A 23224-nucleotide genomic window follows, 5' to 3' on the forward strand; every position below is an offset into this window, starting at 1 on the left:
TCGCAAGCTTCGCTCATGCGGACTTCACCAAGCAGAAGGTCTGGGCGTTCACGCCGTTGGTCGTCCTCTCGTCCTTGACAACGCCGTCGACGGTGATGCGGCAACTGATGGTGCCGCCGTCGCTCTGCGCGATGATGTTGGGGCTGGCTGCCGGGGCGGTGGTCGTCAGGGTCAGCTCCCAGGGCAACGGCGCATTCAGGGCCTTCTGCGGTTGCGCGTCCAGATCGAGATAGTTGATCGTGGCGACCGACCCGGTGCCGAAGATCTCGTATTTCACGACCTTGGGATTGAACGGCTCGGGGTCGTTGACCAAACCCGCGCCCGGCTTGGTCAGCACCGTGTGGCCGAAGAATCCGCGGAAACGGCCAACCACGAACACCGCGATCATGACCACCAGCAGGATGACCAGCACTACCCAAATACGCTTCGCGAAACGCAGCATCAGCGGCGCTCCGTTCCTGGCCCAGGCTGATCCCAGTCCGGCATTTCGAGGCGATCAAGCCAGCGGTCGATGAAGGCGGCGGCCTCGCGGTGTCCCCGGGTGATGCCAAGTCCCTGTTCGTGGAGCACGATCCGGGCCAGGCCGCCCATGATCATGGTCATGACCACTGGCGGGAACAGTCCGAGATCGATGCCGCGGGCCTTCAAAGCCAAGGTGACGACGCCTTCTTCTAGATCGCGGAATCGCATGGCATAAGCCACGATCTCGCTCCGAATTGCCTTGCGGTGGTTGGCCATCGCGAGAAACTCGGTGAACAACTGCGCGTCGTGCGCGCTGTTGAGCTGCCATAGCGCATGCAGCGGCTGGGCCTCGGCGATCGCCTCTCGCTGGCGTGCCAGATTGTCCTCGGCCTTGTCGCGCAGGACGGCGACGAACAGGTCGTCCATGCTCGGGAAGTAGTAGTGCACCAGCGCGGCCTTCACACCGGCCTTGCCCGCCACCCGTCGCGACGTGGCTGCCGCATAGCCCTCGTCGAGCATGATTTGGGCGGTTGCCTCGATCAGCGCAGCCCGGGTCGCCTCACGTCGGACGCGGGGTCGCTCGTCAGCTGCGGTGCTGGACACGAAGGCAGACTAAGTGTTGAGCAGCCGCCCAACAACCATTTCTTCAGGAATTCGCTGGGGCTCACTCCAGATCTTGACTAGGCGGTGTGCGCTGGATCACTATCCGCTCCTGAGGTTGCGTATCGAGAACTATGTTGTTGATGCTGAAACAACCGACCGTGGTGGTGGCTGGTTCCAGCCGCACGAGGACGCCCTTGGACGTCGGGGTGTTGCTGATGTCGGCCACGCTGTCGAGCGGAACGAGCACGTTGGTCTCCGGGTAGTACGACGCCGCCGATCCGCGCGCGGCGGGGTAGGCGACTACGCGAAAGTCTCTTGCCCGCCGCTCGACACCGTCATGGAAGATACTCACCAGATCGACCAACTGCCTATCGGCAAGCCCGAGCTTTTCGATGTCAGCGGGATTGACGAGGACGATCCGTCGGGCGTTCTTGATGCCTCGGTACCGGTCGTTCGGGGCATAGGGCACGGTGTTCCACTGGTCGTGTGATCGCATCGTCTGAAGCACGAGATGTCCTGCAGGAACCTGGATCCTGTCGAACGTGTTGGCAGTGAACTGCGCTTTGCCGGATGTCGTGTTGAACCGATACTCGTTGACCGGATTGGTCAATGCGAAGCCGCCCGGCCGTCGCACCCGGTCGTTGAAGTCCTCGAAATCGGGCACCACACGGGATATCGCATCGCGGATCACGTCATAGTCGGATTCGAACTTCTCCCAATTGATCTCGGGCAGGCCGCCAAGTGTGCGCCGAGCGAGCCTGCACACAATCGCCACCTCGCTCAGCAGATGTTCAGACGCTGGGGTGAGCCTCCCGCGGGATGGGTGCACGATGCTCATCGAGTCCTCGACCGTGACGAACTGCTCGCCGGTCGACTGGACATCGCGGTCGGTGCGGCCAAGTGTGGGCAGGATCAAGGCCGTCTCGCCGCACACCGCGTGCGAGAGGTTGAGCTTCGTCGAAACGTGCGCCGTCAGCCGACAGTTGCGCACCGCGCGCTCGGTCGCTTCGCTGTCCGGGGTCGCGCGCACGAAATTGCCTGCGAAACCGAGGAACAACTTCGCCCTGCCGTCCCGCATCGCGCGGATGGAGTTGACCGCGTCCAGGCCGTGCCTGGCAGGGGGAGTGAAGCCGAACTCCTGCGCGAGCGCGTCGAGGAACGACTGCGGCATCTTCTCCCAGATGCCCATCGTGCGGTCGCCCTGCACGTTGCTGTGCCCGCGCACCGGGCAGACCCCCGTACCCCGTCGTCCGAGGTTTCCGCGCAGCATCAGGAAGTTCACGATCTCCCGGACTGTCGCCACGCCGTGTTTCTGTTGGGTGACGCCCATCGCCCAGCAGACGACGACCTTCGTGCTCCCCAGCACTTTGTCGACGACGTGCTGGATCTCCTCGCGCGAAAGGCCGGTCGCGTCGAGGACATCTGCCCATGCGAGCTGCCGCGCGTGATCGGCGAACTCGGTAAAGCCCGAGGTGTGAGTGTCGATGAACTCGAAGTCCAGCACCGTGCCAGGGGCGGCATCCTCGGCCTTGAGCAGCAGCGCGTTGATGGCCTGAAACAGCGCGAGGTCGCCGCACGGTTTGATGTGCAGGAACTGATCGGCGATCGGCGTTCCGCGGCCGAGGATTCCGCTGACCTTCTGTGGGTTCTTGAAACGGATCAGCCCCGCCTCCGGCAACGTGTTCACGGCGATGACGTATCCACCGTTGCGTTTGGTTTCCTCCAGGGCCGAGAGCATTCGAGGCATATTGGTGCCGGGGTTGAGGCCGACGGCGAGCAGTAGATCGGCCTCGTGCAGATCGTCGAGGCTCACGCTGCCCTTGCCGACGCCGAGTGTCTCGGTCAGGCCGGCACCACTGGATTCGTGACACATGTTGCTGCAGTCGGGCAGGTTGTTCGTGCCGTAGGCCCGGGCGAACAACTGCAGCAGGAAAGCCGCTTCGTTGCTGAGCCGCCCGGACGTGTAGAACAGCGCCTCGTCGGGAGAGTCGAGCCCGCGCAGCTCGGCCGCCAGCAAGTCGAGGGCGCCGTCCCAGCTGATCGGCTCGTAGTGATCCGACCCTGGCAGCTTGACCATCGGCTCGGTCAGCCGGCCCTGTTCGTTGAGCCAGGTGTCGGACTTGGTCGCCAGCTCGGATATCGAGTGCTCCCGGAAGAACTCTCGCGTGATCCTGCGGGTGGTGGCCTCGTCGGCGATGTGCTTGGCGCCGTTTTCGCAATACTCGTTCTTGTGTCGCTTGCCTGCGGCGGGTTCCGGCCAGGCACAGCCTGGACAGTCGATCCCGTTGGCCTGATTGATGCTCAGCAGATTGATCGCCGTTCGCACCAGCGACGTCTGCTCCAGCGAGTACTCCAGTGCGTGCATCACCGCAGGCATCCCGGCAGCTGACTTCTTGGGCGCCTTGATCTTTGGGTTCTCGACGCCCATGTCTTCAGTTGCCTTTCGTGCTCGCGGGTCCGCGCTCAGAGAACCTTGAGTTCCTCGGCGACCTCGGTGACCGACTTCTTGGCGTCACCGAACAGCATGGTGGTGCCGTCGGCGTAGAACAACGGGTTCTCGATGCCTGCGAAGCCGGAGTTCATCGAGCGCTTGAGCACGATCACCGACTTGGACTGATCGACGTTGAGGATCGGCATGCCATGAATCGGACTGGACGGATCGGTGCGCGCCGCCGGATTGGTGACGTCGTTGGCGCCGATGACGATGGTCACGTCGGTGCGTGAGAAGTCATCGTTGATGTCGTCCATCTCCTTCATCGCGTCGTACTCGACGTCGGCTTCGGCCAGCAGCACGTTCATGTGTCCGGGCATCCGCCCGGCAACCGGATGGATCGCGTATTTGACTGGCACTCCGCGTTGTTCGAGCATCCCCGCCAGGTCTTTGACGGCGTGCTGCGCCTGCGCGACGGCAAGGCCGTAGCCGGGGACCACGATCACCTGATTGGCGTACGCCATCTGGATCGCGGCGTCGGCCGCCGAGGTTGCCTTCACCACCCTGTCGACACCGTCATCACTCGACGCGGCCATCCCGCCGCCGCCGAAGCCGCCTGCCACGATCGCGGGAATGGAGCGGTTCATCGCCTTGGCCATCAGGTTGGTCAGGATCGAACCGGACGCACCGACGATCATGCCCGCGACGATCATCGCGGTGTTGTTCAGCGCTAAACCCGCTGCAGCAGCTGACAATCCGGTGAGAGCATTCAGCAGCGAGATGACGACGGGCATGTCGGCACCACCGATCGGCAGCACCACCATCAAGCCCAGCACGCCAGCTGCGATCAACAGGCCGACCATCCACCACAGCGACGCACCGCCGCTGGCGGGACGCGCGGCCAGCCCGATCGCCACGGCAGCGGCCACCGCACCGGCGAGCAGCAACAGGTTGAGCGGCTGCTGCAACCTACCGACGCCGATCGGGCGGCCGGGCAGGATCTCTTGCAGCTTTCCGAACGCGATGATTGAACCCCAGAACGAGATCGACCCGATGATCGCGGCGAACAGTGAGGCCACCACGATGTGTACCGTCGGCGACTCACCGTGCTTGAAGTTCGAGAAGCCTGACGTATCAATGAATTCCGACAATGCGATCAAGGCCACCGTGCCGCCACCCACGCCGTTGAACAGAGCGACCAGCTGGGGCATCGCGGTCATCTTCGTCAACCGGGCGGGAGGCACCCCCAGTGCCACGCCGAGCAATAGGCCGGCGATGATGAGCAACCAGTTCTCGGTGTGCCGAATCGCGATCAGCGTCGCCACCACCGCGAGGGCCATGCCCGCCCCCGCGATCCAGTTGCCGCGCACCGCGGTCTTCGGACCGGTCAGCCCCATCAGGCCGTAGATGAACATCGCGAACGCGATGATGTAGAGCACCGTAACGAGATAGTTCATCGCGCGGCCTTCTTGGCCTTGAACATGCCGAGCATGCGGTCGGTCACCACGAAGCCACCGACCACGTTGAGCGTTCCGAACACCACCGCGACGAACAGGATGATCTGCTCGGCGAGGTTCGGATGCTCAACTCGGCCCAGCACGACGAGGGCGCCGATCAGCACGATGCCGTGAATGGCGTTGGTGCCTGACATCAACGGCGTGTGCAAGGTGTTGGGCACCTTGGAGATCACCGAGAATCCGACGAACCCCGACAACACCAGGATCGCCAGATTGGCCAGTAGTTGGTCGTACATTACATATTCCCCTCGTGCGTCACGCATGAAGCGGACACGACTTCGTCGTCGAAATCCGGTGCCACTTCGCCGTCCTTGATCAGCAGATCCAGCAGCGCCGCAATGTTTTTGGCGTACAGCTCGCTCGCGTGCTCGGGCATGGAGGCTGGCAGGTTCAGCGGCGACGCGATCGTCACATCGTGCTTGACGACGGTCTGCCCCGGCTCGGTCAGCTCGCAGTTGCCGCCGGTCTCCCCGGCCAGGTCGACCACCACGCTGCCGGGCTTCATGCCCTCCACGGCGGCGGCAGTGACCAGCCGGGGCGCCGGACGCCCGGGAACCAGCGCGGTGGTGATGACGACGTCGAAACCGGTGATCGCTCTTTCCAGTGCATCCTGCTGCTGCGCCCGCTCGGCGTCCGTGAGCTCACGGGCATAGCCGCCGTCACCGGCCGCGTCGATGCCGAGGTTCAGCCATTGCGCGCCGACCGAGCGCACCTGGTCGGCCACCTCGGGACGCACGTCGTAGCCGGTGGTCTTGCCGCCCAGTCGCTTTGCGGTTGCCAGGGCCTGAAGGCCGGCCACCCCGACGCCGAGCACCAGCACGCTGGCCGGCTTGACCGTGCCCGCAGCGGTGGTCAGCATCGGGAAGAACCGCGTGGACTCCGACGCCGCCAGCAGCACCCCCTTGTATCCGGCGACATTGGCCTGTGACGACAACGCGTCCATGGCCTGCGCGCGGGAAATGCGCGGAATTGCTTCCATCGCAAAGCCGGTGACGCCCGCCAGTCGTAGGCCGTCGGCGACCTCAGGGCGGGTCCGCGGCGCCAGGAACCCAACGACGGTTGATTCGGGCTTCAGCAGTGCGATCTCGTCGGCGGTCGGCGGGTTCACCTTCACGACAAGGTCGGCGGCCCATGGGTCGCCGATCGTGGCGCCCGCCTGTACGTATTGTTGGTCGGGAATCAATGCCCCTGTGCCGGCCTCACTTTCGACGACGACGGCGACACCTGCGGCATGCAATCGCTCGATGACCTTAGGCACCAGCGCAACACGACGTTCATCCGCCGCGGTCTCGCGCGGCACTCCGATCAGCGTCATAAGCCTCTTCCTGGCTGTGGCCGGGCAAGACAGTGCGCCTCTGGCGCTACGCCCAGGCTGGACCATTGCCACAATAGATCAGATCGCATACTGTATGCAAACAGTCCCCTTGAAGACATGCTCGGCCACTGGCCGGTCGTGGCTGTACATGCAGTATGCGCAGAGGAGTCGCCGTGAGAATTGCAGTCGTGGGTGCCGGAGCGATCGGCGCTTATTGGGGTGCCGCGTTGCACCGGGGTGGGGCAGAAGTTCATCTGATCGCGCGCAACGAGCATCTGCGGGCGATGCGGGAGAACGGTGTGCAGGTTCTCAGCCCGCGCGGCGACTTCGTCGCATATCCGCATGCGACGGACGATCCCGCCGAGATCGGCCCCGTCGACTACGTCTTCCTTGGTCTGAAGGCGCACAGCTACCCAACGTGCGGTCCGCTCGTCGAGCCGCTGCTCGGCGAGCGCACCGCGGTGCTGCCCGCGCAGAACGGGATTCCGTGGTGGTACTTCCACCAACTGGCAGGTCCATACGAGGGTCGCCGCATCGAGGCCGTGGATCCCGGCGGCGCGACGAGTGCTGTGCTGGCACCGGAGCGGGCCATCGGTTGCGTGGTGTATCCCGCAACGACGATCGAGGCGCCGGGCGTGATCCGGCATTTGGAGGGCACCCGGTTCTCCATCGGCGAGCCGTCGGGTGACATCTCTCCACGCTGTAAAGCGTTGAGCGACGCCATGATTGCCGGTGGGCTTAAGGCCCCGGTCGAACCCAACCTGCGTGACGACATCTGGATCAAGCTGATGGGTAACGTCGCGTTCAACCCGATCAGCGCACTCACCAGGGCGACCATGGTCGAGATCTGTCAGAACCCGAATACGCGCCGGATCGTCACCCAGCTGATGGAAGAGACGCTCGACATCGCCGCGAGAGTTGGTAGCAGGCCGGACATTTCGATCGAGAAGCGGCTACGCGGAGCGGAAAACGTCGGGCACCACAAGACGTCGATGCTGCAGGACCTCGAGGCTGGAAAGCAGCTGGAGCTCGATGCCATTGTCACCGCGGTCGTCGAGATGGCGGACCTCACCGGTGCGCCCGCCCCAACTCTGCGCACTGTCCACGCTGCCACCGACCTGCTGGCGCGCACCTGCGTGCCACGCGCCCTGCGCACCGACCCCGTCCCGGCCTTGCGCTGAGAAAGGAACACCGTGAACCGACGCGCAAAGATCGTCTGCACCCTTGGGCCGGCCACCGCCACCGCTTCCCGACTCGTCGAACTCATCGACGCCGGAATGGATGTGGCGCGGCTCAACTTCAGCCACGGCACCCAGGCCGAGCATTCCGTTGTTTACGACACGGTCCGCCAAATCGCCGCCGAGCGCGGACGGGCGGTGGGCGTGCTCGCGGACCTGCAGGGCCCGAAGATCCGGCTGGGCCGCTTCGCCGACGGACCGGTGTACTGGGCCGCCGGTGAGCAGATCGTCATCACCACCGTGCCGTGCGCTGGCGACCACGACAGAGTGTCGACGACGTACGACGGCTTGGCGTCCGACGTGCGGGCCGGCGATCGGCTGTTGGTCAACGACGGCAAGATCGAACTGCGGGTGCTCGACGTGCACACCGACGACGTCCGTTGCGAGGTGATCCACGGCGGACCCGTCAGCGACAACAAGGGCATCTCGCTGCCGGGCGTCGCGGTGAGCGTTCCGCCGTTGTCCGAGAAGGACATCGAGGACCTGAGGTTCGCCTTGGAACTCGGTGTGGACATGGTGGCCATGTCATTCGTCCGTGCGCCCGAGGAGGTCAAGCTCGCGCACGCGGTGATGGACGAGATGGGCAAGCGAGTTCCCGTCATGGTGAAACTCGAGAAACCGGAGGCGGTTACGGACTTGCGTGCGATCGTCGACGCGTTCGACGGCTTGATGGTCGCCCGCGGCGACCTCGGGGTGGAGATGCCCTTGGAACAGGTGCCGTTGGTGCAGAAGCGGGCCATCAACCTGTGCCGGCACGCGGCCAAGCCAGTGATCGTGGCGACTCACATGCTCGACTCGATGGTCGCCGACATGCGTCCGACTCGGGCCGAGGTGTCCGACGTGGCGAACGCAGTCTTCGACGGCGCCGACGCGGTGATGTTGTCAGCGGAGACCAGTGTCGGCGCTTATCCCGCCCACACGGTCGAGACGATGGGACGCATCGTTGTGACGGCGGAAGACGGACTGCGCCAACGGAAAACGACGGAAGATCCGCTCGAGGAAGACGAGGATGCCAGCATCAGTGATGCCGTTGCGGCCGCCGCTTGCGAACTCGGCAGGCGGATCGGGGCAGCGGCGCTGTGCTGCTTCACTCGCTCGGGGGAGACGGCCATGCGGTTGGCTAAGCAGCGGTCGCCGCTGCCGTTGATTGCCTTCGCGCACAACGAGTCGGTCAGGGCCCGGTTGGCGTTCTCCTGGGGCATCCAGTCGGCTGTGCTGGCGGCGTCAAGCACGGCGGAGACTATCCCAGCCGAAGTGAGCCGGGGTCTATCCGCCTTGGGTATCTCCCATCCGGGCAGCCTGGTGGTCGTGGTGTCCGGAAGTCGCAGCGGGGTAGCCGGTTACACCGACCGGATGCGTGTGCTTCGCATCGAGTGACGAAGCGGTGTGGGGCCGGTTAAGCCGGCCCCACGCGGCTCTCGAGCTCGGAGATCTTCGCGCGCAACTCCCGCTCAGCGATACGCCGTTCACTGACCTCACGCATGATCGCGGAGATCCCAACGATCTGGTCGGCGCCGTCGCGCAGCAACGCCACGCTGAACTCGATGGACAACCGCTGGCCGTCGCGGTGGGTGGCGGGCACGCTCAACAGCTTGTCGCCGTAACGCGTGTAGCCGGTGGCCATCGTCTGGAAATAGCCCTTCCAGTGCCGGTTGCGCAGCTTCTCCGGAATGATGATGTCGAGGTTCTGGCCGATCGCCTCTTCGACGGGGTAGCCGAACATTCGCGCGGCCCCTTCGTTCCACAGTCGGATGATCCCTGCCGGGTCAGTCACCACGATGGCCTCGGCGGATTCCTTCACGACCGCTGTGGCAAGCCATTCCTCGGTCACGCCGGCCACGCTCGCGCCTTCAGTCACGTCACACTCCGTTCCTTATCCGATCGCTCGCTGGACATCCTCGCAGCGGAGGCCTAGCATACGCAATATCGAATACTGAATACAATCTTGTGAACGACGGAGGAAAGCCTGTGCTGTTGCGCCAGCTGGAGTACTTCGTGGCGGTGGCCAGGGAACGGCACTTCGCCCGCGCGGCCGAGAGCTGTTACGTGTCCCAGCCGGCCCTGTCGACGTCGATCGCCAAGCTGGAGCGCGAGCTGAGCGTCACCCTCATCAACCGCGGGCAGAACTTCGAGGGGCTGACGCCCGAGGGGGAGCGCCTGGTCGTGTGGGCCAAGCGCGTGCTTGCCGAACACGATGCGCTCAAGGCCGAGGCGGCCGCGATGCGGTCCGGTATCTCCGCGACCCTGCGGCTCGGAATCGGGCCGACGGTGTCGACGACCGCCGCGCTTCCCGTGGCCGCCTTCTGCGCGCTGCATCCCCTGGCCAGGGTCAAGGTGTGTTCGCGGCTGTCATCCACCGAACTGCTGCGCCAACTGCGCGACTTCGAGTTGGACGCGGCAATAGCGCATTTCGGTCCCGACGACCAATCAGGCCTCGAGGTGGTGCCGCTCTACGAAGAGCAGTACGTGCTGCTGGTGTCGGGAGATCAGCTGGTGCCCGCCGAGCGGACCATCACGTGGGCCGAGGCTGCGCAGCTGCCGTTGGCGCTGCTGACGCCGGATATGCGGTTCCGCCAGTTCATCGACAAGGCGTTCGCCGACAGCGGCGCGACGGCGGCGCCTCAAGTAGAAACCGATTCCGTCGCATCGCTTTACGCCCATGTGGCCACGGGCGCATGGGCGAGCGTGGTGCCCCACACCTGGCTGCGGGCAATGCCGGTCAACGGAGCGGCGCGAGCCATCCGCCTCGTCGAACCGGATACCAGGGCACAGATCTCGATGGCGATCCACGCGGGAATGCCGGGTTCGGTTGCCGCAAGGGCGTTCTTGAACGTCGCGGTCGGAACGCCGCTGAACGACATATTTGAACTCCACCGAAAGGACCTCGTGCACGTCGCATAATGGCGCATTTCTTGCGGGCACCGACGTGTCTCACGGTGATAACCGACGGTTATCAAGCGATCACAGACAAGTCTTGGACGCACGCAGCAGCGACGCGGAAAGTTAATTCCAACAAGGCAATAAGCGCGAACAGCCAGGAAGGGCTCACACCATGACCATTGCTTCCCTGCCGGACACGGAGGTAGAGAGCATTCCCGATCCGCAAGAGCCGGGTGCACTCACCGATGGGATCCATCTGGTTGTCGACGCGCTCAAGCTCAACGACGTGCACACCATCTACGGCGTGGTCGGCATCCCGATCACCGACCTGGCCCGGCTCGCGCAGGCGTCGGGCATCCGTTACATCGGCTTCCGCCATGAGAGCGACGCTGGCCACGCTGCTGCCGCGGCCGGTTTCCTCACCAAGAAGCCCGGCATCTGCCTGACGGTTTCCGCTCCAGGATTTCTCAATGGGCTTGTCGCGCTTGCCAATGCGACCACCAACTGCTTCCCGATGGTGCAGATCTCCGGGTCGAGCGAGCGCCACCTCGTCGATCTTCAGCGTGGGGACTACGAGGAGATGGATCAGCTGGCTGCGGCCAGGATGTTCGCCAAGGCGGCCTACCGCGTATCGCGGGCCGAGGATATCGGCCGCGGCGTCGCCCGCGCGATCCGCACCGCGGTGTCTGGCCGTCCCGGTGGCGTCTACCTCGACATCCCTGCCGCCGTGCTCGGTGAGGTCATCGACGCACAGGAGGCAGCCAAGACGCTGTGGAAGGTCGTCAATCCGGCGCCGCGGCAGCTACCGGAGACCGAGATGGTCGACTCCGCAATCGATTTGCTGGCCAACGCGAAGCGGCCGCTGATCGTGCTCGGCAAGGGTGCGGCCTACGCGCGGGCAGACGAGCAGATCCGCGAGTTCGTCGAGACCACCGGCGTGCCCTATCTGCCGATGTCGATGGCCAAGGGACTGCTGCCCGACGACCATCCGCAGTCCGCGGCCACGGCGCGCTCGCTCGCCCTGAAACGGGCCGACGTGGTGATGCTCGTCGGTGCCCGGCTCAACTGGCTGCTCGGGCATGGCGACGCGCCGCAATGGAATCCGGACGCCAAGTTCATCCAGGTCGACATCGCGGCCAGCGAGATGGATAGCAACCAACCCATCGCTGCCCCTCTCGTCGGTGACATCGAGTCGGTGATGGAAGCCATGCTGGAGCGGGCGAAGCCGGGCCAGATCACCGTCCAGACCGAGTGGCGAGAAGAGCTCGCTTCCAAGTCGGAAGGGAACGTCTCAAAGATGGCTGGCCGGCTGGAAGCCGCGCTGACCGCGCACCCGATGAAGTTCCTCGGCGCGCTGCAGGCCATCCGTGACGTGCTGCACGACAACCCACAGGCCTACGTCGTCAACGAGGGCGCAAACGCACTCGACTTGGCGCGCAACACCATTGGCATGCAGGTACCCCGCCACCGATTGGACAGCGGGACATGGGGCGTGATGGGCATCGGCATGGGCTACGCGATCGCCGCCGCCGTCGAGACAGGCGATCCGGTCGTCGCGATCGAAGGCGACAGCGCATTCGGCTTCAGCGGTATGGAGCTGGAGGCCGTCTGCCGCTACAACCTGCCGATCGTCACCGTCATCCTCAACAACAGCGGTGTCTACCGCGGCGATGACGCCTCGACCACGTCCGATCCGGCGCCGACGGCGCTGCGGGCACGCCACGAATACATGATCAAGGCCTTCGGCGGCAAGGGATATCAGGCGACCACGCCCGCAGAAGTCGGCGCCGCGCTGCGTGAAGCCCTCGCGTCGGGCAGACCTGCACTCATCGACTGCGTCATCGACCCCGCGGACGGCACCGAGAGCGGCAATATCGCGCACCTCAACCCCAAGGGCATCACCGCAAAGCACTGAACACCGACACGATCAACTAACGAAAGGAAACGTGTCATGACCGATTTGCCGCTCTCCGGGATCAAGGTGATCGACTTCACCGGGGTCCAGGCGGGCCCGGCGTGCACCCAGATGCTCGCCTGGTTCGGAGCCGACGTACTTAAGGTGGAGCGCACGAGCGGGGGTGACGTGACCCGTAGTCAGCTGCGGGACATCCCCGATCAGGATGCGCTGTACTTCACCATGCTCAACAGCAACAAGCGTTCGCTGGCGATCAACACGAAGTCACCCGAGGGTCTCGAGGTGATGGAGAAGCTGATCCGCGGCGCCGACGTGTTGGTCGAGAACTTCGCACCGGGCGCGATGGACCGCATGGGGTTGTCGTGGGAGAACATCCAGAAGTGGAACCCCCGGCTGATCTTCGGCTCTGTCAAGGGCTTCAACGACGACTCGTCGTGGAATGACCTCAAGGTCTATGAGAACGTCGCGCAATGCGCGGGCGGAAACGCCTCGACCACCGGCTTCTGGGACGGCCCGCCGACGGTAGCCGGCGCTGCTCTCGGTGACAGCAACACCGGCATGCACCTGTTGATCGGCATCCTGACCGCGCTGATCCAGCGCGACAAGACCGGCAGGGGCCAGAAGGTCTCGGCTGCAATGCAGGACGCCGTGCTGAACCTGTGCCGGGTCAAGCTGCGCGACCAGCAGCGGCTGGAACGTGTTGGCTACCTTGAGGAGTACCCGCAGTGGCCGAACGGCGAGTTCGGCGAGGCCGTGCCCCGTGGCGGCAATGCCGGCGGCGGCGGCCAGCCGGGCTGGGTGGTGAAGTGCAAGGGTTGGGAGACCGACCCGAACGCCTACATCTACTTCACCATCCAGGAGCAGAACTGGAAGCGCACCGCCGAGGCGATCGGCCGGCCGGAGTGGGTCGATGACCCGGGCTATGCCACCGCGCGTGCCCGCCAGGACAAGATCTTCGACATCTTCGCCGAGATCGAGAAGTGGCTCGCCGACAAGACGAAGTGGGAGGCCGTCGACATCCTGCGTGAGTGGGAGGTGCCGTGTGCGCCGGTGATGTCGATGAAGGACCTCGCCGACGACAAGGATCTGCGCAAGAGCGGCAGCATCGTGGAGGTCGAGCAGAAGGGGCGTGGCACGTTCCTGACGGTCGGCAGCCCGATCAAGTTCTCGGAGTTCAAGCCCGACATCAAGGGTGCGCCGTTGCTCGGTGAGCACACCGACGAGGTTCTTGCCGAGCTTGGGTACGACGCGGACACCATCGCTGCGTGGCACGAGAAGAAGGTCGTCGTCTAACCCGCCCGCACGGGTGAGAACTGCCCCAGATCCCCCCTCCGGGGCAGTTCTCACCCTTTCGCTTAGGAGGCGAGCGCTATGAGCGTCACTCTCGTCCGAGATATCGTCGCCACTTATCGAGGGCAGCGCGGCGCGCTGCTTCCCATCCTGCACGCGGTGCAGGAGAGCCTGGGATATGTTCCGCCGGACGCAATTCCGGTGCTGGCAGAGGAACTCAACCTGTCCCGCGCCGACGTGCACGGGGTGGTGTCGTTCTATCACGACTTCCGCTCCGCACCCGCAGGTCGCACCACAGTGCGCATCTGCCGGGGCGAGGCGTGCCAGGCGGTCGGGGCAGAGCGACTCGTGGACCATCTGAAGGACACCTGCGGCTTGTCGCTGGGCGAGACAAGCCCGGACGGTTCACTGACTGTCGAGCAGGTCTTCTGCCTCGGCAACTGCGCGCTTGGCCCCGCGGCGCAAGTGAATGGCAGGCTCCGCGGCCGGCTCGATGAGGCGGAGTTGTCGGCGATACTCGACGAGGCGGTCACGCCATGATTAGCCCGGTTACCGTGTACGTGCCAAGGGATTCCGCGGCGCGGTCGGTCGGTGCTGACGATGTCGCCGACGCACTCGAGGCCGCAGCGGCGCGACGCGGACACTCGATTCGAGTGGTTCGCAACGGCTCTCGCGGCATGCTGTGGCTGGAGCCACTGGTGGAGGTGGCGACCCTCGACGGCCGCATCGGCTATGGTCCGGTGGCGGCTTCCGACGTCGACGGCCTGGTGGCCGCCGGCATGTTCGAGGGTGCGGCGCACCCGCAGCGGTTAGGGATGGTCGACGAATTGCCTTGGCTCGCAGCGCAGAATCGGGTGACGTTCACCAGGGTCGGCATCACCGACCCGCTATCGCCCGACGACTACCTGCGCCACGGTGGACTCGTCGGACTTGTTCGCGCGCTGGAGAATTCGCCTGCAGATGTCGTCGCAGAGGTCACGGAATCCGGTCTGCGCGGCCGCGGTGGTGCGGGCTTCCCGGCCGGCATCAAGTGGAAGACTGTGCTCGACTGCGCCGATGAACTGAAGTTCGTCTGCTGCAACGCCGACGAAGGCGACAGTGGCACTTTCGCCGATCGGATGTTGATGGAGGGCGATCCGTTCCTGCTCATCGAGGGCATGACGATCGCGGCCTACGCCGTCGGCGCCACCGAGGGCTACGTCTACATCAGGTCCGAATACCCGGACGCGGTCGCCACGATGCGCGCTGCCATCGAAATCGCATACGGCCGAGGATGGCTGGGCGACAACGTGCTCGGCTCGTCGCTCAACTTCGACCTTTATGTGCGGGTGGGCGGCGGCGCCTACATCTGCGGCGAAGAAACCTCCATGCTCGAGAGCCTCGAGGGCAAGCGCGGGATGGTTCGCGCGAAGCCACCGATTCCGGCGATCCACGGCCTGTTCGGCAAGCCGACTGTAGTGAACAACGTCCTCACGCTCGCGACCGTGCCGACGGTCCTGGCGCACGGCGCGCAGGCGTATCAGGAACTGGGTGTTGAGCGTTCGCGCGGCACGCAAGTGTTCCAGCTCGGCGGCAACATCAAACACGGCGGCATCGTGGAAACCGCGTTCGGGATCACCCTCGGCGAACTCGTCGACGGCTACGGCGGCGGCACCCGGTCCGGTCGGCCGGTGCGTGCTGTCCAGGTCGGCGGCCCGCTCGGGGCGTATCTGCCGAGAACCAAATTCGACTTGCCCATGGACTACGAGGCGTTCGCAGCGGCCAGCGCGATGGTCGGACACGGCGGCATCGTGGTGTTCGACGAAACGGTCGACATGGCAGCGCAGGCCAGGTTTGCGATGGAGTTCTGTGCGGCCGAGTCGTGCGGCAAGTGCACACCCTGCCGGGTGGGAGCGGTGCGCGGTGTCGAGGTGATCGACCGCATCACCGCCGGCGAGCACCGCGACGAAAACCTGGCGCTGCTCGAAGACCTGTGCGACGTGATGACCGAGGGCTCGTTGTGCGCCATGGGTGGGCTCACCCCGATGCCGGTGCGCAGTGCGATCACGCATTTCGCCGACGACTTCGTTGCCCTGCCCATCAGCGTGAGGACGGAAGGTAAGCCATGAGCCTGCTCAAGGAACCCGACTTCGGCACTCCGGCCAAGGAGGGTGCGGCGACGATCTCGGTCGAAGTGGACGGGCTGCCCGTCGCGGTTCCCGAAGGCACGTCGATCATGCGCGCGGCGGCGCTCGCCGGCATCGACGTCCCCAAGCTGTGTGCCACCGATCGGCTTGACGCCTTCGGTTCGTGCCGGCTCTGCCTGGTGGAGATCGACGGCCGCCGTGGCACACCGGCGTCATGTACCACCCCGGTGGCCGACGGCATGGTCGTCCGCACGCAGACGCCGAAACTCGCCAAGCTCCGCGAGAACGTCATGGAGCTCTACATCTCCGACCATCCGCTGGACTGCCTCACGTGCGGCGCCAACGGCGACTGCGAATTGCAGGACATGGCAGGCACTGTCGGGCTGCGTCAGGTCAGGTATGGCTACGAAGGTGAGAACCACTTCGACGCCGTCAAAGACCAGAGCAACCCGTACTTCGACTTCGACCCGTCGAAATGCATTGTCTGCTCTCGTTGTGTGCGCGCCTGCGACGAGATCCAGGGCACATTCGCGCTGACCATCGAGGGCCGCGGCTTCGATTCGAAAGTCTCGCCGGGCGCTGGCGAATTGTTCATGGACTCGGAATGCGTGTCCTGCGGCGCGTGTGTGCAGGCCTGCCCGACAGCCACCCTGCAGGAACGTTCGGTGATCGAATTGGGCATGCCGTCGCGTTCGGTGATCACCACCTGCGCGTACTGCGGCGTCGGGTGTTCGTTCAAGGCCGAGCTGCGCGGGGATGAACTGGTTCGCATGGTGCCCCACAAGGACGGCGGCGCCAACGAGGGCCACTCGTGTGTGAAGGGCCGCTTCGCGTTTGGCTATGCGACCCACCCGGACCGCAAACTGAAGCCGATGGTCCGCGATACCACCGCCGATCCGTGGCGTGAGGTCGAATGGGACGAGGCGATCGACACTGTCGCCCGCCGGATGCTCGACATCAGGGGGCGGCACGGCGCCGGCTCGATTGGCGCGATCACCTCGTCGCGGTGCACGAACGAAGAGGTGTACGTCGTCCAGAAGATGGTGCGGGCGGCGTTCGGCAACAACAACGTGGATACCTGCGCGCGAGTGTGCCATTCGCCAACCGGATACGGGCTCAAGCAGACGTTCGGCGAATCGGCGGGCACCCAGGACTTCCGGTCCGTCGCGCAGGCCGACGTGATCATGGTGATCGGCGCCAACCCCACCGATGGGCACCCGGTCTTCGCCTCCAGGATGAAGCAGCGGATTCGCCAGGGCGCGAAGCTGATCGTGGTCGATCCCCGTCGTATCGACCTGGTCCGTTCGCCGCACATCGAGGCCGATCACCATCTACAGTTGAAGCCCGGCACGAACGTTGCGGTGGTCAACGCGATCGCGCATGTGGTGGTCACCGAGGGGCTGGTCGATCAGTCGTTCATCGCGGAGCGTTGCGAGGGGTTCGACCAGTGGGTGGAATTCATCTCCCGTCCGGAGAACAGCCCTGAAGCAGTGCAGTCGATTACCGGCGTGCCGGCCTCCGACGTGCGTGCTGCCGCCCGCCTGTACGCGCAGGCGGGCAACGGCGCCATCTACTACGGCCTCGGCGTGACCGAACACAGCCAGGGCTCGACGATGGTGATCGGCATGGCGAACCTGGCGATGGCGTGCGGCAACATCGGCCGCGACGGCGTCGGGGTGAACCCGCTGCGCGGCCAGAACAACGTGCAGGGGTCATGCGATATGGGCTCGTTCCCGCATGAGCTACCTGGTTATCGGCACGTGTCGGACGACGCGGTGCGCGGCATCTTCGAAAACCTCTGGGGGACCGCGCTTCTGCCGGAGCCCGGATTACGCATCCCGAACATGTTCGACGCTGCGATCGAGGGCACGTTCCGGGGCCTTTTTGTGCACGGCGAGGACATCGCGCAGTCGGACCCGAACGTCGGCCACGTCACCGCCGCGCTGGCCGCGATGGAGTTGGTGGTGGTCCAGGACCTGTTCCTCAATGAGACCGCCAAGTTCGCCCACGTGTTCCTGCCAGGCGCATCGTTTCTGGAGAAGGACGGCACGTTCACCAACGCGGAACGCCGAATCAATCGGGTTCGCGCGGTGATGAAGCCGAAGAGTGGAATGCACGAGTGGGACATTGTCTGCAGGGTCGCAACAGCCATGGGATACCCAATGCACTACGACCATCCCAGCCAGATCATGGATGAGATCGCCGCTCTCACACCGACATTCGCCGGAGTATCGTTCGAGAGGCTCGATGAGGTGGGTAGCATCCAGTGGCCGTGCGATGAGAATGCGCCCAACGGCACGCCGATCATGCACATCGACGAGTTCACCAGGGGCAAGGGCAGGTTCGTGCCGACACCCTTCGTGCCGACCGACGAGCGCAGCACACGCCGCTTCCCGTTGATCCTCACGACGGGCCGGATCCTGAGCCAGTACAACGTCGGTGCGCAAACCCGTCGCACAGCCAATATCGCTTGGCACCAAGAAGATCTGCTGGAGATCCATCCGCACGACGCGGAAGACCGCGGGATCACCGACGGCGACGAGGTGACACTAGCCAGCCGGGTCGGCAAGACGAAACTACGCGCCAAGCTCTCCGACCGGATGCCGACTGGCGTCGTCTACACCACGTTCCACTATCCGGTGACGGGCGCCAACGTGGTCACCACCGACAACTCCGACTGGGCCACGAACTGTCCGGAGTACAAGGTGACCGCCGTGCAGGTCGCGCTTGCTCACCCGGTGGTCAGGGAACAGGAAGAGCCTGCGCTGGACGGCGAGCTGGCCGCGGAACTGGTGGATTGATATGGCGCTCAACGCTCCTGCCGAGATCAAGATGATCAACAACATCGCCGCACATTTTGGCTACTTGCGCGCCGAGCATGCCGCGACAGCGGTAGCCGATCACATCAAGCGGTTCTGGGACCCGCGTATGAAACAACGTCTGCTGTTGCTCGTCGCCTCGGACACAACGGATCTCGATCCGGTGGCGGTCACCGCCGCTTCGTTGCTGCGGTAGGTGTGGGTTGGGATGACTAGCCGTAGCGTGCGGTGCGTCGACCGGCAATATTAGGCGGCATCGTCGGCCCACCGTGCATGGACATCCGCGTCGTGCCAGCCGTCGGTATGCAAGGCAGCGCGGCGGCGTACTGATCATTGCGACCGACAGCGCGGAGTACCAACTTGGTGCAGTGTGGGGTCGCCAACGTGGGCACCGTCCCCAGACCGCCTGCGGAGCTGGGCAATTGCGGGGTGCAGATCGTGTGGTTTCCGAGACGTCGCGCGGTTTGTGGTGGCCGTTTTTTGTCGGAGGCGGCTGCAATGATGGTGTTATGTCCTCGACGGCGGTGCTCGGCTCGACCACAACGAGCCCTAAAGAGCGTCTTGAGGTGTTGTTCGAGGAGTTAGCGGAGCTGGCGGGTCAGCGCAACGCCATTGATGGGCGCATCGTCGAGATCGTCGCCGAGATCGACCGTGACGGGCTGTGCGGGATGACCGGGGCACGCTCGGTGGCGGGATTGGTGGGCTGGAAGCTGGGTCTGTCGTCGACAACCGCCCACACGATCACCACGATTGCGGGCCGGTTGGAGGAGTTTCCGCGGTGCACGGCCGCGATGCGCGAGGGTCGGCTGTCGTTGGATCAGGTCGGCGTCATCGCCGCACGGGCAGCCGAGGGTTCTGATGAGCATTATGCGCAGTTGGCCGCGGTCGCCGCGGTCAAGCAGCTGCGTACCGCGGTCAAGTTGGAACCGCGACCCGAACCCGAACCCGATGCTGGGGCTGAGCCGCAACGCTCGATCACCAAGACCACCCATGAGGACGGAACTTGTTGGCGGATCAAACTTCCGCCCCATGATGCGGCGAAGTTCGACGCCGCACTGGCGTCGCACCAGGATGCGTTGATTGCGCAGTGGAAACATGATCACGGCGACGGCGACAGCGCCGACCACACCTCGGAGCAGCGGGCTCCGGTGCCGGGCACCGAGGAGGCGTTCATGCGTCTGGTGGAGGCGGGCTGGGACGCCGAGGCGGCGCGCCGACCGCACGGGCAGCACACCACCGTGGTGGTACACCTCGACGTTGAACAGCGCGCCGCGGCACTGCATCTGGGTCCGCTGCTCACCGAGGCCGAGCGCCAATATTTGACCTGCGATGCCACCTGTGAAGTGTGGTTCGAACGGGCCGGCCAACCGATCGGGGCCGGACGCACCACGCGGACGATAAGCCGGCGGCTGCGCCGGGCGCTGGAGCATCGTCACCGCATGTGCGCGGTTCCTGGTTGTGGCGCCACCCGCGGTCTGCATGCGCATCACCTCGTGCACTGGGAAGACGGCGGCCCCACCGAACTGTCCAATTTGGTGCTGCTCTGCCCGTACCACCATCGGCTGCATCACCGCGGCGCCATCACCATCACCGGACCCGCCGACCGTTTGATCGTCACCGACAGCGCGGGTCGACAACTCAGCGCGGCCTCGCTCGCCCGGCCACCGACCAAACCCCCACCCGATGTGCCACCCTGGAACGGGCCCCTGGGTGAGCGCGCCGACTGGTGGTGGTACGAACCCTTCCAGCCCCAACCACCACCAACAAACAACAACTAAGTTGGTTACGAGCGCCCCATGCTCAAACAGGTTGGTGCGTAGAGAAATTCGTTGACGATCCGCGCAACCACGCATGCCGCCGCTGATCCGCTAGCCACGGCCCTCATGAAGATCCACGCGACGTGCGCAGTAGATTGAGCCAGTCGGGTTACGGGCTCAGGACCGAAGGCCGCCAATGCCCTCATGGTCGACATCTCGCCAGAAGTCGATGTCGTATTGGGTGTCAGGGATCTGGATCCGCTGCTTCGACGTTGCGGGTTGTGCGAGCCCCCGGTGCGCTTCCAGCTCTTCGATATCGATTTCGAGTCGGCGGATGCCGTTCAGGATCCACTCCGCGTCGTTCAGGACACGACGGGTGGCTGGGCGATCGCCACATGCTGCGACAAGCGATGTCATGCACCCGCGCAGGTCTGTGATCAGCCGCTGCAGCTCGTCTACTTTGCTAGCCAGGGACATCGGATCTCCTTGTGATGATGACGAATTCGGGTCTAGCGCGGCAGCCGAGAGATGAGATGGCCCGGCTGGTGAAGCAGACGCGTGGTGACGGCGGCACACAGCCCGATCAAACCCGCGGCGACGAACACACCGTTCAGTGCGGGGGAGGACACCAAGAATGCCGGCAGCCCGATGCCGATGAGCCCGCCGAACATCTTGGCGCTGTAGACAACTCCGAAGTTTCGCCCGGCATTGCGCTCGCCGAAGTAGTCGGCCACCAGGCTCGCCAGCAGTGGATAGAACGCGCCGCCGGCCAACCCGCTGAGCGCCGCGAACCCTACGAACGCCTCGGGCTGATGAACAGAGGTCGAGTACACCAAGCCCAGCTGTGCGCATCCGGCGAGCAGCAATGCGGCGCTGAGTGTCTGACGTCGCCCGAACCGGTCGGAGATCCGGCAGGCGACCGCGCGGCCGCCACCACTGACGACGGCGAGCAGCCCGACGGCCGACGCGGCCACCACCGCGCCGAATCCATTGGAAATCGCGACGGTTGGGATGTAGGCGACCGCTAGCAGGAAGGTGGCGGCGGCGAACACCATGATGAGGTACATCACCACGAACGCGGTCGTCCGCACAGCCTGACCCGGTGCGTACTGCCGGGCCGCCGGCGCATTGCTGCACAGACTCCGGTTGATTCGCTTGTCGATGGCCCACAGTCTGGGATCGATGTCGGGTGGCCACCAGCCCTGCGGGGGATCCCGGAAGAAGACGCCGCACAAGGCGACAACGGCCAAGACGACAACGCTCACCGCGGTGAAGATCGCACCATGGTTGGCCGGGGACAGATCCGTGGCGAACAGGATGATGAACGGCACGGCACCGTAGCCGAATGCGCCAGTGACGAAACCGATTCGCAGTCCTCGCGCCTCTGGATACCACTTCGCGACGGTGGAGCTGCACGTCGCGTAGACAATGCCTGCACCGATGCCGCTCAGCACCGCGTAGCCGAGCACGGCCAGGCCGACGCCGTCGGTGTAGGCGAGCGTGAGTGGTCCGGTGGCGCACAGCAGGGCGCCGACGAGCATGGCCCGCGACGGCGAGACGGCCGAGTGATGGCGCAATGCGGCGGTCAGCGCGGCAGCGCCGGCCTGGAACATCACCCACAGCGCGAGCACCCAGAACGCCGCGGCGCCCGCCGGCCGCAGTGCGATGGCCGCGACGCTGTAGCCGTACTGCAGCACGCTGATTCCTGCCATCGCCGTCAACGGCAACCAGAACATCCAGGCCCGGGAGCACCCCATGATGTCCTGCGGCCGCTCGCCGACCCGGTAGGAGCGTCCGTGCAGATCCCGAACTTCGGCGACTGCGACTCCGTGGCTGCTGCTGGTCATGTCCGCCTCCGAACGATACGATTGCATACAGTATGCGGATAGCATAACTATGACGTGGATCACTTGTCCAGCGTTCAACCACAACCGAAGGGAGCACCGGCGTGGGACGCGTAACCAGCAGATATCGGGTCGTTCGGATGACCGACGGGTTGGCCACCGCCCGTCCGGACTCGCTCGCGGCGGAGGAACCGTTAGAGATTCGTGTCGCCGGCCGCCCCCTCACGGTGACGATGCGAACCCCGGGGAACGACTTCGACCTTGCCCGCGGCTTTCTGGTCAGCGAGGGCGTAGTGGCGGCCGACACTGACGTCGCCGGGATCCGGTATTGCGCGGGCGCCACGGCTGACGGTGTCAACACGTACAACGTGCTCGATGTGCTTTTGGCTGACCGTGTGCCACTGCCGGATGTGTCGTTGGAGCGCAACTTCTACACAACGTCATCGTGCGGCTTGTGCGGCAAGGCCAGCCTGGACGCTGTGCGCACCATCAGCAGGTGGCACGTCGACCGTGATCCGTTGCGGCTCAACCCCGCAACGATTGCCACCCTGCCGGACAAGCTGAGGGCCGCCCAACGGGTCTTCGATTCTACGGGCGGACTGCACGCCGCCGCACTCTTCGATGCGACGGGGGAACTGTGGTGCGTCAGGGAAGACGTCGGCAGGCACAACGCGGTGGACAAGGTGGTCGGATGGGCTCTGGATCAGGCCCGCCTGCCGCTGAGCGGCAGCACGCTGATGGTGAGCGGCCGAGCCTCATTCGAATTGGTGCAGAAGGCCGTGATGGCCGGGATCCCGGCGCTCGCCGCGGTGTCCGCGCCATCATCGCTTGCGGTCGATCTGGCGCGGGAGATGGGAATGACCTTGATCGGCTTTCTGCGCGGGTCGTCGATGAACGTCTACTCCGGGACCGAGCGGATCGAGTCGGTCGAACCGTTGCCATGCTGAGCTGAAACACGACCTAGGCTCATGCGCCGAACGTTCCTTACCATTCGAAAAATTGCCGAAAATTCGAGCGGTACGGAACG

General features: G+C 64.9%; 20 protein-coding genes. 11 read left to right on the top strand and 9 right to left on the bottom strand.

Annotated elements, in window-relative coordinates; genetic code table 11:
- Positions 1-13: 13 nt before the first annotated feature.
- The 6 genes from MYCSM_RS07170 to MYCSM_RS07195 all read right to left on the bottom strand — a co-directional run bounded on the left by MYCSM_RS07170 (position 14) and on the right by MYCSM_RS07195 (position 6328).
- A complete protein-coding gene (locus MYCSM_RS07170) occupies positions 14-442 on the bottom strand; it encodes an MmpS family transport accessory protein (protein WP_015305476.1) in 429 nt (142 codons plus the stop codon).
- Positions 442-1065: a TetR/AcrR family transcriptional regulator gene (locus MYCSM_RS07175; RefSeq protein ID WP_015305477.1), complete on the bottom strand. Its 624-nt coding sequence runs from the start codon at positions 1063-1065 to the stop codon at positions 442-444. Before MYCSM_RS07175 ends, MYCSM_RS07170 begins: the two co-directional genes overlap by 1 nt.
- A 61-nt stretch (positions 1066-1126) precedes the next feature.
- Complete coding sequence (locus MYCSM_RS07180) at positions 1127-3493, bottom strand: FdhF/YdeP family oxidoreductase (protein ID WP_015305478.1); 2367 nt, start codon at positions 3491-3493, stop codon at positions 1127-1129.
- A gap of 35 nt (positions 3494-3528) precedes the next feature.
- Positions 3529-4953 carry an NAD(P)(+) transhydrogenase (Re/Si-specific) subunit beta gene (locus tag MYCSM_RS07185; RefSeq protein ID WP_015305479.1) on the bottom strand — a complete coding sequence of 475 codons (1425 nt, stop codon included), beginning with the start codon at positions 4951-4953 and terminating at the stop codon, positions 3529-3531.
- Entirely contained in the window at positions 4950-5249 is a 300-nt protein-coding gene (locus MYCSM_RS07190) for an NAD(P) transhydrogenase subunit alpha (RefSeq protein WP_015305480.1), read from the bottom strand. The genes MYCSM_RS07185 and MYCSM_RS07190 overlap by 4 nt, the downstream gene beginning before the upstream one ends.
- Positions 5249-6328 carry a Re/Si-specific NAD(P)(+) transhydrogenase subunit alpha gene (locus tag MYCSM_RS07195; RefSeq protein WP_015305481.1) on the bottom strand — a complete coding sequence of 360 codons (1080 nt, stop codon included), beginning with the start codon at positions 6326-6328 and terminating at the stop codon, positions 5249-5251. Before MYCSM_RS07195 ends, MYCSM_RS07190 begins: the two co-directional genes overlap by 1 nt.
- Positions 6329-6501: 173 nt before the next feature.
- Here MYCSM_RS07195 and MYCSM_RS07200 point away from each other — a divergent pair, with 173 nt between their 5' ends.
- Positions 6502-7509: a 2-dehydropantoate 2-reductase gene (locus MYCSM_RS07200; protein ID WP_015305482.1), complete on the top strand. Its 1008-nt coding sequence runs from the start codon at positions 6502-6504 to the stop codon at positions 7507-7509.
- Positions 7510-7521: 12 nt separating this feature from the next.
- Entirely contained in the window at positions 7522-8943 is a 1422-nt protein-coding gene (gene pyk, locus MYCSM_RS07205) for a pyruvate kinase (protein WP_015305483.1), read from the top strand.
- A 19-nt stretch (positions 8944-8962) separates the two neighbouring features.
- Here the strand turns inward: pyk and MYCSM_RS07210 are convergent, their stop codons facing one another.
- Positions 8963-9424 (bottom strand): PAS domain-containing protein, encoded by a 462-nt coding sequence (locus MYCSM_RS07210; RefSeq protein ID WP_015305484.1) that lies wholly within the window; start codon positions 9422-9424, stop codon positions 8963-8965.
- Positions 9425-9534: 110 nt separating this feature from the next.
- On the opposite strand from MYCSM_RS07210, the gene MYCSM_RS07215 reads away from it, so the two are divergent.
- From MYCSM_RS07215 to MYCSM_RS07250, 8 genes are all read left to right on the top strand, one after another.
- Complete coding sequence (locus tag MYCSM_RS07215) at positions 9535-10467, top strand: LysR family transcriptional regulator (RefSeq protein ID WP_015305485.1); 933 nt, start codon at positions 9535-9537, stop codon at positions 10465-10467.
- 151 nt (positions 10468-10618) lie between these two features.
- Positions 10619-12361 (top strand): oxalyl-CoA decarboxylase, encoded by a 1743-nt coding sequence (gene oxc, locus MYCSM_RS07220; RefSeq protein WP_015305486.1) that lies wholly within the window; start codon positions 10619-10621, stop codon positions 12359-12361.
- 36 nt (positions 12362-12397) lie between these two features.
- Positions 12398-13654: a formyl-CoA transferase gene (frc, locus tag MYCSM_RS07225; RefSeq protein ID WP_015305487.1), complete on the top strand. Its 1257-nt coding sequence runs from the start codon at positions 12398-12400 to the stop codon at positions 13652-13654.
- Positions 13655-13732: 78 nt separating this feature from the next.
- On the top strand, positions 13733-14191 hold the full coding sequence (locus MYCSM_RS07230; protein ID WP_015305488.1) for a formate dehydrogenase subunit gamma: 459 nt from the start codon (positions 13733-13735) through the stop codon (positions 14189-14191).
- Positions 14188-15759, top strand: a complete 1572-nt coding sequence (locus MYCSM_RS07235) for a formate dehydrogenase beta subunit (protein WP_015305489.1) — start codon at positions 14188-14190, stop codon at positions 15757-15759. Before MYCSM_RS07230 ends, MYCSM_RS07235 begins: the two co-directional genes overlap by 4 nt.
- Positions 15756-18578 carry a formate dehydrogenase subunit alpha gene (gene fdhF, locus MYCSM_RS07240; RefSeq protein WP_015305490.1) on the top strand — a complete coding sequence of 941 codons (2823 nt, stop codon included), beginning with the start codon at positions 15756-15758 and terminating at the stop codon, positions 18576-18578. The genes MYCSM_RS07235 and fdhF overlap by 4 nt, the downstream gene beginning before the upstream one ends.
- 1 nt (position 18579) lies before the next feature.
- Complete coding sequence (locus MYCSM_RS07245) at positions 18580-18792, top strand: formate dehydrogenase subunit delta (RefSeq protein ID WP_015305491.1); 213 nt, start codon at positions 18580-18582, stop codon at positions 18790-18792.
- A gap of 313 nt (positions 18793-19105) precedes the next feature.
- A complete protein-coding gene (locus MYCSM_RS07250) occupies positions 19106-20374 on the top strand; it encodes an HNH endonuclease signature motif containing protein (protein ID WP_015305492.1) in 1269 nt (422 codons plus the stop codon).
- 156 nt (positions 20375-20530) lie between these two features.
- On the opposite strand, the gene MYCSM_RS07255 is transcribed toward MYCSM_RS07250, so the two are convergent.
- Together MYCSM_RS07255 and MYCSM_RS07260 are read right to left on the bottom strand one after the other, a co-directional pair.
- Complete coding sequence (locus MYCSM_RS07255; protein WP_015305493.1) at positions 20531-20830, bottom strand: hypothetical protein; 300 nt, start codon at positions 20828-20830, stop codon at positions 20531-20533.
- A 32-nt stretch (positions 20831-20862) separates the two neighbouring features.
- Positions 20863-22200, bottom strand: coding sequence for an OFA family MFS transporter (locus MYCSM_RS07260; RefSeq protein WP_015305494.1), 1338 nt, complete (start codon positions 22198-22200; stop codon positions 20863-20865).
- 101 nt (positions 22201-22301) lie between these two features.
- On the opposite strand from MYCSM_RS07260, the gene fdhD reads away from it, so the two are divergent.
- Positions 22302-23144, top strand: a complete 843-nt coding sequence (gene fdhD / locus MYCSM_RS07265) for a formate dehydrogenase accessory sulfurtransferase FdhD (protein WP_015305495.1) — start codon at positions 22302-22304, stop codon at positions 23142-23144.
- Positions 23145-23224: the final 80 nt, after the last annotated feature.

It is taken from the genome of Mycobacterium sp. JS623 (genome assembly GCF_000328565.1).
GTDB lineage: Bacteria > Actinomycetota > Actinomycetes > Mycobacteriales > Mycobacteriaceae > Mycobacterium.

Excerpts from the sequence above, each read along its gene's own strand:
- oxc (WP_015305486.1), top strand. The coding sequence starts at position 10,619 with ATGACCATTGCTTCCCTGCCGGACACGGAGGTAGAGAGCATTCCCGAT.
- MYCSM_RS07170 (WP_015305476.1), bottom strand. The coding sequence starts at position 442 with ATGCTGCGTTTCGCGAAGCGTATTTGGGTAGTGCTGGTCATCCTGCTG.
- MYCSM_RS07255 (WP_015305493.1), bottom strand. The coding sequence starts at position 20,830 with ATGTCCCTGGCTAGCAAAGTAGACGAGCTGCAGCGGCTGATCACAGAC.
- fdhF (WP_015305490.1), top strand. The coding sequence starts at position 15,756 with ATGAGCCTGCTCAAGGAACCCGACTTCGGCACTCCGGCCAAGGAGGGT.
- MYCSM_RS07245 (WP_015305491.1), top strand. The coding sequence starts at position 18,580 with ATGGCGCTCAACGCTCCTGCCGAGATCAAGATGATCAACAACATCGCC.
- MYCSM_RS07235 (WP_015305489.1), top strand. The coding sequence starts at position 14,188 with ATGATTAGCCCGGTTACCGTGTACGTGCCAAGGGATTCCGCGGCGCGG.
- MYCSM_RS07230 (WP_015305488.1), top strand. The coding sequence starts at position 13,733 with ATGAGCGTCACTCTCGTCCGAGATATCGTCGCCACTTATCGAGGGCAG.
- MYCSM_RS07190 (WP_015305480.1), bottom strand. The coding sequence starts at position 5,249 with ATGTACGACCAACTACTGGCCAATCTGGCGATCCTGGTGTTGTCGGGG.
- MYCSM_RS07250 (WP_015305492.1), top strand. The coding sequence starts at position 19,106 with ATGTCCTCGACGGCGGTGCTCGGCTCGACCACAACGAGCCCTAAAGAG.
- MYCSM_RS07260 (WP_015305494.1), bottom strand. The coding sequence starts at position 22,200 with ATGACCAGCAGCAGCCACGGAGTCGCAGTCGCCGAAGTTCGGGATCTG.
- frc (WP_015305487.1), top strand. The coding sequence starts at position 12,398 with ATGACCGATTTGCCGCTCTCCGGGATCAAGGTGATCGACTTCACCGGG.
- MYCSM_RS07195 (WP_015305481.1), bottom strand. The coding sequence starts at position 6,328 with ATGACGCTGATCGGAGTGCCGCGCGAGACCGCGGCGGATGAACGTCGT.
- MYCSM_RS07185 (WP_015305479.1), bottom strand. The coding sequence starts at position 4,953 with ATGAACTATCTCGTTACGGTGCTCTACATCATCGCGTTCGCGATGTTC.
- MYCSM_RS07180 (WP_015305478.1), bottom strand. The coding sequence starts at position 3,493 with ATGGGCGTCGAGAACCCAAAGATCAAGGCGCCCAAGAAGTCAGCTGCC.